Below are 11,134 nucleotides of genomic sequence, written 5' to 3'. Positions count from 1 at the left end.
TAGAAGCGGTTTAAGGCAAGAGACGGGCAGGCAACAGGCGCATCAGCTGCGTGTCGAACCAGGCGACAAACGCCGGCGACGGCAGCGCATCCACCGCAAGGTACCACCAGTCGGGCTGGGCAAAGGCGCGGCACTTAACCGCGTCCTTTTCGGTCATGACCAGCGGCAATGACGGTGTAAAATTCAGGACTTCGGCGCTGTACGGCGCGTGGTCGGCAAACGCATGGGGTATCGGCTGCCAGTGTAGCGTTTCAAGGGTGTTGAAGAAACGCTGCGGGTTGCCGATGCCGGCGACCGCATGCACCTGCTGGCCCGCCGCAAAGTGATCGACCGGCTGACGCTCGCCGGTCTTCAGATTGACCAGTGCGCAAGGCTGCAAGCGAAAGGCAAAACCATCGTCTCGGTCGCTTGCGGCGCCGTTATACAACAGCGCATCGACACTCTGCAGCCGCTCCACCGGTTCGCGCAACGGCCCCGCCGGCAGGCAACGGCGGTTGCCCAGGCCACGGGCGGCGTCGATCAGCACCAATTCAAGGTCGCGGGCCAGGCGGTAATGCTGCAGGCCATCGTCGGAGAGGATCAGGTCCAGGGTTTCACTGGCCAGCAGCGCCTTGACCGCACGGCTGCGATCGGGGTCGATCACTAACGGTACGCCGCAGCGCTGCACGATCAATAAGGGTTCGTCACCCGCCACTTCAGCACTGTGGCTGGCTTCGACCCGCCACGGCAACTGCGGCGGCTTGGCCCCATACCCTCGGCTGACCACCCCCACGCGCAAGCCGCTACGTCGGCAGTGCTCAATCAACCACAGGATCAACGGCGTCTTGCCGGTGCCACCCACCGTGATATTACCGACCACCACCACGGGCACCGGCGACTGATAGATCTCGCCCTCACCCGCAAGGAAACGTGCGCGCTTGCGCTGCACCACTCGGCGGTACAAGGATTCAAGCGGCCGCAGCAACGTGAGCATCGGATGGCCCTCGTACCAGGCCTTGAGCAAACGATCGGACATGGCCATCAGGGTTGGCTCGCTGCCTCGACGGTGGTCATGCGCAGATGGCTGAAACCGAGCTTGCCGGCGGCATCCATCGCAGTGATCACAGCCTGGTGCTGGGTCTTGCCATCGGCACTGATCGACAGCGGCAGCTTGGTATCGCCGCCGGACTCTTTCTGCAAGGCATCCATCAGGCTGTTGAGATCGTTCTTTTCGAGCAACTGGTTATTCACTGAAAACACCCCGTCGGCGCTGATGGCGATGTCCAGTTGCTTGACCTCCTGGTCTTCGGCCGGCGAACCGCTCACGGCTTCCGGCAGGTCGACGCGCAGCTCGGTTTGCCGGGTAAAGGAGGTGGTGACGACAAAAAACAGCAGCAGGATAAACACCACGTCGATGAGCGACGCGAGGTTGATATCGACATTTTCCCGGTGCTTGCGGCGAAATTTCACGCTTTGCCCCCAACCAGGTCAACGTCACGGTCGCCCTGCACGACTTCCACCAGTTTGATGGCTTCCTGCTCCATGCCGACCACCAGCTCATCGATGCGCCGTTGCAGGAAACGGTGGAAGAACACCGAAGGAATACCGACCATCAGGCCCGCTGCCGTGGTGATCAGCGCCTTGGAGATACCACCTGCCAATACGGCCGCGTTGGTGGTCATGCCGGAGCCCATGAACGAGCTGAAAATATCGATCATACCCAGCACCGTCCCCAGCAAACCGAGCAATGGCGCCATGGCAGCGATGGTGCCGAGGGCATTGATGTAGCGCTCCAGTTCATGGATGACGCGGGCGGCAGCCTCCTCGATGCACTCTTTCATGATCTCGCGACCATGCTTGGAGTTGGCCAGGCCGGCCGCAAGGATTTCACCCAACGGGGAGTTGGCGCGCAGTTCCTTGAGTTTTTCCTTGTCCAGTTGCTTGTTCTTGATCCAAGCCCAGACCTGCCCCAATAGATGCTCGGGGGTAACGCGACTGGCACGCAGGGTCCACAGGCGTTCGGCGACGATGCCGAGTGCGGCGATAGAACTTATGATGATCGGCAACATCATCCAGCCGCCGGATTTGACCAATTCCCACACAGTGAATGCCCCCTTGAAAAAGTGCGCCACTTTACCATATAGGTTCGTCGGCCACAGACCCCATCGGCTGCGGCCACAAGCGCCTAAGGTAACCGTTCACGCCAGAACCTGCGTTGACTGCGCGCAACAACCGGTGGTGCAAATGCCCCCAGTTGCAGGCGCACGGCGCCCTGCTCGGCGCTGTCATAGACCTCGCTGCCCAACCGCTGGTAGCGCGCCATCACCTGCGGATGCGGATGGCCGAACGCATTGCTGCGCCCTCGTGAAATGAGCACAGAACGAGGGGCAAGGCGTTCCACAAACGCCCAGGACGAAGAGCTGCGACTGCCATGGTGTGGCGCCTGCAACCAATGGGTGGGCACTGCCAGAGGTGAGGCGAGCATTGCCTGTTCCGCCGCGCGGTCGATATCGCCGGTCAACAGTAAACGCTCGCCATTGGCCTGCACCTGCAACACGCAGGACTTCGGGTTGCCGCTGATAGCGTCCGGCCACTGCCACAGCTCGAACGTCACATCGTCCCAGGTCCACCGTTCGCCACTGTTGCACGGCTGCGTACCGAGAAACGCCGGCAGGCCCTCGGTTTCCCCGCCCACCACGCGTTTGATTGGCATCCCCTTGGCAATCGCCCCCGCGCCGCCGGCATGATCCGCGTCGGCATGGCTGATCAACATCATGTCTAACGTCTTTACTCCGAGTTTTTGCAGCGACGGCAACACAACGCGCGCGCCCAGGTCAAAGGTTCCGGAGCGCGGGCCGGCGTCGTAGAGCAAGGTGTGATGGCGAGTGCGCAAGATCAGCGACTGCCCCTGGCCAACGTCCAACTGCACCACCTCCACTTGCCCATGGGGCACCAGTTCACGCGGGGGAAACACCGCCAGCAACAGCATCGGCAAGCCCAGCAACCGAAATGGCACGCCCTTGGGCAACAGTAACAGCAGCGCACCGAGCAGGCTCAGCAGCCAATACCCCTGCGGTACGTCGGTCGGAATCCAGGCAGGCAGTTGTCCGGCAAGCCACGCCAAGCCCTTGAACAACCCATCCAACGCCCCGCCCGCCAGCCACAGCAATCCCTCCCCCATAAACGGCAACGCCAGCAACGCTGTCCCAAGCAACGCCAGCGGCAACACCACTAGGCTGATCCAGGGCACGGCGACCAGATTGGCCAGCGGCGCACTCAGGCTGATGGGCAACCCCAGCACCAGCAAAACAGGAAACAATCCAACGGCAATCAACCACTGGGGGCGGGTCCACGCCTGCCACACGCTCCACGGTCCCAACCGCCCACCAAACGCCAGGATCAGCACTGCCACCGCCGCAAACGACAACCAGAACCCCGGCTGCAAACTGGCCAACGGCTCCAGCACCAACACCCCATTGAGCGCCAACAGTAACGGCCACCACAGCCCAAGGTGCCGGAAGCGCAGCCGCCATAACAACACCAGCCCCACCATCACACAGGCGCGCTGCACCGGCACGCCAAACCCGGCCAGCAAGCCGTAACTCAGTGCAGCCGTGAACGCTAGGCCACACGCCCACGGCAGCCACGGCCAGGTTCGGGGCCAGAGCCCATAACGTGCCAACCCGGCGATCAACCCGTAGATCAAGCCCGCCAGCATGCCGATGTGCTGGCCGGATATAACCAGCAGATGCACAGTGCCGGTGTGCTTTAACACCTGCCAATCAGCGGCGGCCAATCCAGAGCCGTCTCCCAGCACCAGGGCGATCAGGCCTGCTTCCCGACCAAAGGCATCCACCGCCATCAAGCGCTGGCGCACGCCGTCCCGCCAGGCGCTGTGCGCCGCAGCCAGACGTTCGCCGTCCTTCACCGTGCCCGTGGCGCCAATACGCTGGGCGAGCAGCCAGGCTTCCCGGTCAAATCCGTGAAAATTCAGCAACCCGGCCGGCCGCTTCAGGTTAATTGCCAGGCGCCAGCGCTCACCGCTGCGCACAGGCGGCCCGCCACGCCAGGACACTCGGATGCGTTTGGGCAAGCGGGCCTTTCGCGACCGGCTGTCGGCCAATTCGAAACGCACCCCCTCGCCCGTTTGCTGCGGCAGCCCAATGACTCGCCCCTCCACCCAACGTGTCTGGCCGTCCAGAGTCGGCTTCAGGCGATCATCCAGCGCCCACTGCGCACTGATGCATGCCCAGCTCAGCCCCACCAGGAAAAACGCCAGTGGGTATGTGCGAAACGGCAACAGCATCAACGCCAGCACCAGCAAGGCGATCAGCCATTCCGTGGGCGGCAATGCAGGTAAAAAACGCAGGGCCAGTAACCCCAGCGCCAACGCGAACATCCCTGTCCTCATGGATCATCCCTTTAAAGTGATCCACTCAGTCTTAGCCGGGCGTCCGACATTGCCTATGATGTTTTGTCACAAAGTCTGAATTTTCTGTTTATAGAATGCGAGCATACTTGCCCCTCGAACTGACCTGGACCCCTTATGCCACGGCGCTTATTCAAACGGTACATGCCTGACCCCAGCAGTATCAGGGAACACAAGTCATTACAGTTTCTCGGCACATTGCTGCATGACCCGAACCTCTGGCACCTCAACCGGCACTCGGTCGCGCGCGCGATGGCCGTAGGTTTGTTCGCGGCCTTTATCCCGATTCCCTTGCAGATGCTGCTGGCGGCCGTCCTGGCGATTACCGTGCGCGGCAACATGCCCATCGCGGTCAGCCTGGTGTGGCTGACCAACCCGATCACCATGCCGGTGGTGTTTATCTGCACCTACATGACCGGCGCGTGGCTGATGAACGTGCCCCCCCGCAGCCTGCCCGACGACCTGAGCTGGGAATGGATCAGCGGGCAACTGAGTACGTTGTGGCAGCCGTTCCTGCTGGGCTCAGTCGTTTTGGGGTTGGTGCTGGGCGCACTCGCCTATTGCCTGACGATGGGCTATTGGCGCTGGTGGGTGGCGCACCAATGGAAACAGCGCAAACAGCGTCGCGCCTAGCCTGTCGTGCTCAGCAAGCGCGCAGGCGCAGGTGCACCCGCAGGCCCTGCCCGGTGTTTTCCGCCCACAGGGTACCGTCCTGGCGTTGCACGGCGTTGCGGGCAATGCTCAAGCCCAGGCCGAAGCCACCGTCGCCGGGGCGTGAACCGTCCAGGCGGGTAAAGGGCGCGAAGATCCGTTCCAGGTCTGCGTCATCGATCCCGCCGCCCTGATCCTCCAGCCACACATGCCAATAATCCCCCTCACGCCGGCCATCCAGGCTGACCACGCCGCCCACAGGCGAATGGCGGATGGCGTTGCGCAGGATGTTTTCCAGGGCCTGCGCCAACGCATTCAGGTTGCCCCGTACCCAGCAATCCGCGCCTAGCAGGCAAGGCAGGCGCGACGCCGGCCAATCGCTCTCAAAACACGCGTTTTCGCGCAACATGTCCCACAACGCCTGAAGCTGGATATCTTCCTGGGGCAGCGGCGCGCGCTCGGTGTCCAGCCAGGCCAGTTGCAGGCTGTCTTCGACCAGGCGCTGCATGGCGTCGATCTCACGCCCCAGCCGCTCGCGCAGTTGCGCCAGGTCTTGCTCACTGTCACAGGCCACCCGCAAGCGGCTCAGCGGCGTACGCAGTTCATGGGACATGTCACGCAGCAACTGCTGCTGCAACACCACAGTGCCCTGCAAACGCTCGGACATGTGGTCGAACGCGCGGCCCAGTTCGCCCAGTTCATCCTGCCGGCTGGTGGCATCGAGGGAAAGCCGCGTATTCAATTGATCGGCGCGCCAGGCATTGGCCTGCTCGCGCAGTTGGTTAAGGGGCATGATCAGCAGCCGATACAAGCCAATGCACAGCAACAGGGTAAACAGGCCAGGGATCACCCCGTTGGTCACCACGCGCCAGAACAGTTGGTAGCGCCCCGGCAAGAAGCGTTGCGGCAACTCGATCACCAGCGAACCCGCGCCGGGGTCGTCGGGAAACGGGATTTTCAGCCATGGCAGGCCGATGACATGCCGGCTCACCGGCCAATCCAGGCCACGCAGAAACGTCAGGCGCTGGCTTTCCTTGTCGGTCAGCGGGTAGCTGCTCAGCGATTGCAGGTCATTCCCGATCACTCCCATCCAGATGGTTTCACGCTTGCCCATCGCGTGCAGCCAAGCGTCGACGCCCGCACTCCCTCCACGACTCCACGTCTGCTCAGCCTCCACCGCGTAACCACTCAAGGTGCTCCGCGCCTCGTCGGACAGGTAGGCGTTCTTCTGTTCCATGTAACGGCCCCATGACCAACTGAGCCAGATCATCAGCAAGCAGAAAGCGATCAGCAGGCAGGCCAGTTTCCAGAATAATGAGTGCTTGCCCGGCAGTCGTTTCAAGGACCGTTCAGAGGCCGTCATCGTGACCGCTCAGCACATAGCCCTTGCCCCACACCGTGCGCACTTCGCGCTCGGAGTAGCCGATGGCCTTGAGCTTGCGACGGATCTGGCTGATATGCATGTCGAGGCTGCGGTCATGAGGGGCGTAACCACGTTGCAACACATGCTGATAAAGGAAGGCTTTGCTGAGGACCTCTTCGCTGTTTCGATGCAGGGTTTCGAGCAAGCGGTATTCGCTGCGGGTCAGGCCGGCGCGGTGCGCCAAGTGGAAGACATCGCACAGTTCGTCGTCGAAGCGCAGGGTTCGCGCATCCTCGCGCGCGGGTGCGGGCGCTGGCAGCGGACCACGGTCCAGTGCCACACGACGCAGGATGGCTTCAATGCGCACACGCAACTCGATCATGCTGAAAGGCTTGGGCAGGTAATCATCGGCGCCAAGGCGAAACCCACTGACGCGATCGGCTTCGGCGCCCAGTGCAGACATCAGGATCACCGGGATCGAATGGCTCTGGCGCAAATGGGTCAGGATCGACAACCCATCAAGCCCCGGCAGAAGGATATCCATCAACACCAGGTCGAAGGCCCGGTCGCGCGCCATCTGCAGGCCCTGCTGGCCGTTCTGGCACCAGGTCACATGGAAACCACAGCGCCCCAGGTGCTCATGGACATAGGCGCCCAGCACGGGGTCATCTTCGATGGTCAGGATACTGGGCAGGCCGATTGATGCGGGATTCATTAGTATCTGCAAGTCATTCTCAATGGCCGATTATTCAAGATTACCTTGCCGCAGGCAATCGCCACCGGGCGCCAAATGACCTCAAGATTGCCGTACGTCATTAATTTGCAAGATTCCACGCCGCGCAAATGGCTACACTGCGCAGGTGGCGCGGGCCGGATGCCCGTGCGAATCATAGATATCAATGTGGTGGCAGGAGAGTAGCGTGCTGACAAGAATGGGGATAAAAGGCCGCGTACTGTTGCTGACCTTATTACCGACCAGCCTGATGGCCTCGTTATTGGGGGGCTACTTCACCTGGATGCAACTCTCGGAACTGCAGACCCAATTGCTGCAACGCGGCGAAATGATCGCGGAGCAATTGGCTCCGCTGGTGGCGCCGGCCTTGAGCGCCCGCAACACCGAGCTGCTGGAGCGCATCGCCACTCAATCCCTGGAACAGCCGGACGTGCGCACCGTGGCGTTCCTCAGTCCGGACCGCATCTCCCTGGCCCATGCGGGCCCGACCATGCTCAACCAGGCGCCCATCGGCAACAGTTCCCATTTGTTGCAGCGCACCGGTAATGACGCCACCCGCTACCTGCTGCCGGTGTTTGGTCGTCATCGCAACCTCGCGGGCGACCTGATCCCGGATGAAGCCGACCGCCTGCTGGGCTGGGTCGAGGTGGAACTGTCCCACAACGGCATGTTGCTGCGCGGCTACCGCAGCCTGTTCGCCAGCCTGCTGCTGATTGCCATCGGCTTGATCTGCACCGCGGCATTAGCCCTGCGCATCAGCCGCACGATCAACTCACCAATCGGCCAGATCAAGCAGGCGGTCGCCCAACTCAAGGACGGCAACTTGCAAACCCGCTTGCCTGCGTTGGGCAGCCAGGAGCTGGACCAGCTCGCCTCGGGCATCAACCGCATGGCCGAGACCCTGCAGAACGCCCAGGAAGAACTGCAACACAGCATCGACCAGGCCACCGAAGACGTGCGCCAGAACCTGGAAACCATCGAGATCCAGAACATCGAGCTGGACCTGGCGCGCAAGGAGGCCCTGGAGGCCAGCCGCATCAAGTCGGAGTTCCTGGCCAACATGAGCCATGAGATCCGCACGCCGCTCAACGGTATCCTCGGCTTTACTCACCTGCTGCAAAAAAGCGAACTGACCCCACGCCAGCTCGATTACCTGGGCACCATCGAAAAGTCTGCCGACAACCTGCTGGGCATCATCAACGAGATCCTCGATTTTTCGAAAATCGAAGCCGGTAAGCTGGTGCTCGACAGCATCCCGTTCAACCTGCGCGACTTGCTGCAAGACACCCTGACCATCCTCGCCCCTGCCGCCCATGCCAAGCAACTGGAACTGGTCAGCCTGGTCTACCGCGACACGCCGCTGGCGCTGGTCGGCGACCCGCTGCGCCTCAAGCAGATCCTGACCAACCTGATCAGCAACGCGATCAAGTTCACCCGCGAAGGCACCATCGTGGCCAGAGCGATGATCGAGGACGAGCAAGAAGACAGCGTGCAACTGCGCATCAGCGTGCAGGACACCGGCATCGGCCTGTCCAGCCAGGACGTGCGCGCGCTGTTCCAGGCGTTCAGCCAGGCCGATAACTCACTGTCGCGCCAGCCCGGCGGTACAGGGTTGGGCCTGGTGATCTCCAAGCGCCTGATCGAGCAGATGGGCGGTGAAATCGGCGTCGACAGTACGCCGGGCGAAGGTTCGGAGTTCTGGATCAGCCTGAACCTGCCCAAGACCCGTGACGATGTCGAAGACCTGCCTTGCGCGCCACTGCTGGGCCATCGCGTGGCCGTGCTGGAAAACCACGAACTGGCGCGCCAGGCGCTGCAACACCAGCTGGAAGACTGCGGCCTGGAAGTCACCCCGTTCAACAGCCTGGAAAGCTTGACCAACGGCATCACCAGTGCCCATCAGACCGACCAGGCGATTGACCTGGCGGTACTTGGCGTGACGGCCAATGACATCCCGCCCGAGCGTCTCAACCAGCATCTATGGGACCTTGAACACCTGGGCTGCAAGGTGCTGGTGCTGTGCCCCACCACTGAACAGATGCTGTTCAACCAGTCCGTACCCAACCCCAACAGCCAGTTGCAGGCCAAGCCGGCGTGTACGCGTAAGCTGCGCCGCGCGCTGTCCGATCTGATCAGCCCGCGTCCATCGCGCAGCGAACCGGGCGAGCCGCTGTCCAGCCGGGCGCCGCGCGTATTGTGCGTGGATGACAACCCGGCGAACCTGCTGCTGGTCCAAACCCTGCTGGAAGACATGGGCGCGCGGGTGCGTGCAGTGGAAAGCGGGTATGCGGCTGTCGACGCCGTGAAACAGGACACTTTCGACCTGGTGCTGATGGACGTGCAAATGCCTGGCATGGACGGCCGCCAGAGCACCGAGGCGATCCGCCAGTGGGAAAGCGAGCGCAGCGGCACGCCGTTGCCGGTGGTCGCCCTCACCGCCCACGCCATGGCCAACGAAAAACGCGCCTTGCTGCAAAGCGGCATGGACGACTACCTGACCAAACCCATCAGCGAACGGCAACTGGCCCAAGTGGTGTTGAAATGGACCGGCCTGGCCCTGCGTAACCAAAGCCCGGAACGCCCAACGGACGGCCTCGGCCCTGGCGTGCAATTGCCGGTGCTCGACCATGAAGAGGGCCTGCGCCTGGCCGCCGGCAAGGCTGACCTGGCGGCGGACATGCTCGCCATGTTGCTGGCCTCCCTGGAAGCCGACCGCCTGGCCATCACCATCGCCCGCGATGCCAATGACAACAACGCCCTGATCGAACGCGTGCACCGCCTGCATGGCGCGACCCGTTATTGCGGCGTACCGCAACTGCGTGCCGCCTGCCACCGCGCCGAGACCCTGCTCAAACAGGACGACGCCAAGGCCTTGCACGCGCTGGACGAACTGGACATGGCGATTGCACGGCTTGCGAGTGAAGCGAGGGTCAATGCCTGAATTCATCAACAAGGAAGCCTTTGATGCGCGTCATTCTTTACAGCAGCCAGACCTACGACCGCGACAGTTTTCTCGGTGAACCGCTGCCACCGGGCCTGGAGCTGCAATTCCAGCCTGCACGGCTCAACCTCGACACCGTGGCCCTGGCCGAACAGCACGAAGTGGTGTGCGCCTTCATCAATGACGACCTCAGCGCCGCGGTGCTGGAGCACTTGGCCAAGGGCGGCACGCGGCTGATCGCCCTGCGCTCGGCGGGCTACAACCATGTGGACCTGGCCGCCGCCAAGCGCCTGGGCCTGACCATCGTGCGCGTGCCGGCCTATTCGCCCCACGCGGTGGCCGAACATGCGGTCGCACTGATCCTCGCCCTCAACCGCCGCCTGCATCGCGCCTACAATCGCACCCGCGATGGCGATTTCAGCCTGCATGGCCTTACCGGTTTCGACCTGGTGGGCAAGACCGTCGGCGTGGTCGGCACCGGGCAGATCGGCGCGACGTTCGCCAGGATAATGGCCGGCTTCGGTTGCCAACTGCTCGCCTACGACCCCTTCCCCAACCCGCAGGTCCTGGCATTGGGGGCGCGCTACGTGAGCCTGCCTGAGTTGCTGGCCCAGGCGCAGATCATCAGCCTGCACTGCCCGCTGACCGCCGACAGTAAACACTTGATCAACGCCCGCTCCCTGGCACAGATGCAGCCGGGTGCGATGCTGATCAACACCGGTCGCGGCGGGTTGGTCGACACCCCGGCGCTGATCGAGGCACTCAAGGACGGCCAACTCGGCTACCTCGGGCTGGATGTGTATGAGGAAGAAGCGCAGCTGTTTTTCGAGGACCGCTCCGACCTGCCGCTGCAGGACGACGTACTCGCGCGCCTGCTGACCTTTCCCAATGTGATCATCACCGCCCACCAGGCGTTTCTCACTCGCGAAGCCCTGGCGGCCATCGCCGGCACCACCTTGGCCAACATTGCAGCATGGGCCGATGGTCGAGCACAGAACCTTGTCGAAGGATGATCAGCGGTCACACACCAGGCTCATG

Annotated in this window: 9 protein-coding genes; 3 read left to right on the top strand and 6 right to left on the bottom strand. The window is 62.7% G+C overall.

Features of this window, described 5'->3' with window-relative positions; all coding sequences use genetic code 11:
* Positions 1 to 10: 10 nt before the first annotated feature.
* The 4 genes from lpxK to AACY44_RS20560 form a co-directional block, all read right to left on the bottom strand.
* On the bottom strand, positions 11 to 1,021 hold the full coding sequence (lpxK, locus tag AACY44_RS20575) for a tetraacyldisaccharide 4'-kinase (protein ID WP_339530947.1): 1,011 nt from the start codon (positions 1,019 to 1,021) through the stop codon (positions 11 to 13).
* Entirely contained in the window at positions 1,021 to 1,449 is a 429-nt protein-coding gene (locus AACY44_RS20570; RefSeq protein ID WP_339421069.1) for an ExbD/TolR family protein, read from the bottom strand. The genes lpxK and AACY44_RS20570 overlap by 1 nt, the downstream gene beginning before the upstream one ends.
* Complete coding sequence (locus AACY44_RS20565; RefSeq protein WP_339421067.1) at positions 1,446 to 2,081, bottom strand: MotA/TolQ/ExbB proton channel family protein; 636 nt, start codon at positions 2,079 to 2,081, stop codon at positions 1,446 to 1,448. Before AACY44_RS20565 ends, AACY44_RS20570 begins: the two co-directional genes overlap by 4 nt.
* Positions 2,082 to 2,164: 83 nt before the next feature.
* Positions 2,165 to 4,390, bottom strand: coding sequence for a DNA internalization-related competence protein ComEC/Rec2 (locus tag AACY44_RS20560; protein ID WP_339530945.1), 2,226 nt, complete (start codon positions 4,388 to 4,390; stop codon positions 2,165 to 2,167).
* A gap of 135 nt (positions 4,391 to 4,525) precedes the next feature.
* On the opposite strand from AACY44_RS20560, the gene AACY44_RS20555 reads away from it, so the two are divergent.
* Entirely contained in the window at positions 4,526 to 5,041 is a 516-nt protein-coding gene (locus AACY44_RS20555) for a DUF2062 domain-containing protein (protein ID WP_339421063.1), read from the top strand.
* 10 nt (positions 5,042 to 5,051) lie between these two features.
* Here the strand turns inward: AACY44_RS20555 and AACY44_RS20550 are convergent, their stop codons facing one another.
* Together AACY44_RS20550 and AACY44_RS20545 are read right to left on the bottom strand one after the other, a co-directional pair.
* Positions 5,052 to 6,422 (bottom strand): sensor histidine kinase, encoded by a 1,371-nt coding sequence (locus AACY44_RS20550; protein ID WP_339530943.1) that lies wholly within the window; start codon positions 6,420 to 6,422, stop codon positions 5,052 to 5,054.
* A complete protein-coding gene (locus tag AACY44_RS20545; protein ID WP_339438315.1) occupies positions 6,409 to 7,137 on the bottom strand; it encodes a response regulator transcription factor in 729 nt (242 codons plus the stop codon). Before AACY44_RS20545 ends, AACY44_RS20550 begins: the two co-directional genes overlap by 14 nt.
* A gap of 205 nt (positions 7,138 to 7,342) precedes the next feature.
* Between AACY44_RS20545 and AACY44_RS20540 the strand changes: the two genes are divergently transcribed.
* On the top strand, positions 7,343 to 10,096 hold the full coding sequence (locus AACY44_RS20540; RefSeq protein ID WP_339436961.1) for a response regulator: 2,754 nt from the start codon (positions 7,343 to 7,345) through the stop codon (positions 10,094 to 10,096).
* 23 nt (positions 10,097 to 10,119) lie between these two features.
* Positions 10,120 to 11,109 (top strand): 2-hydroxyacid dehydrogenase, encoded by a 990-nt coding sequence (locus AACY44_RS20535; protein ID WP_339438314.1) that lies wholly within the window; start codon positions 10,120 to 10,122, stop codon positions 11,107 to 11,109.
* Positions 11,110 to 11,134: the final 25 nt, after the last annotated feature.

Source organism: Pseudomonas sp. RA_15y_Pfl1_P11 (assembly GCF_963970975.1).
Classification (GTDB): domain Bacteria; phylum Pseudomonadota; class Gammaproteobacteria; order Pseudomonadales; family Pseudomonadaceae; genus Aquipseudomonas; species Aquipseudomonas tritici.
The sequence above is the reverse complement of the archived record's forward strand: the minus strand, read 5'-3'. Positions and strand labels throughout refer to the sequence as shown.

What these genes read in the sequence shown, in the direction of transcription:
- lpxK (WP_339530947.1), bottom strand. Translation starts at nt 1,021, where the DNA reads ATGGCCATGTCCGATCGTTTGCTCAAGGCCTGGTACGAGGGCCATCCG.
- AACY44_RS20560 (WP_339530945.1), bottom strand. Translation starts at nt 4,390, where the DNA reads ATGAGGACAGGGATGTTCGCGTTGGCGCTGGGGTTACTGGCCCTGCGT.
- AACY44_RS20555 (WP_339421063.1), top strand. Translation starts at nt 4,526, where the DNA reads ATGCCACGGCGCTTATTCAAACGGTACATGCCTGACCCCAGCAGTATC.
- AACY44_RS20550 (WP_339530943.1), bottom strand. Translation starts at nt 6,422, where the DNA reads ATGACGGCCTCTGAACGGTCCTTGAAACGACTGCCGGGCAAGCACTCA.
- AACY44_RS20545 (WP_339438315.1), bottom strand. Translation starts at nt 7,137, where the DNA reads ATGAATCCCGCATCAATCGGCCTGCCCAGTATCCTGACCATCGAAGAT.
- AACY44_RS20535 (WP_339438314.1), top strand. Translation starts at nt 10,120, where the DNA reads ATGCGCGTCATTCTTTACAGCAGCCAGACCTACGACCGCGACAGTTTT.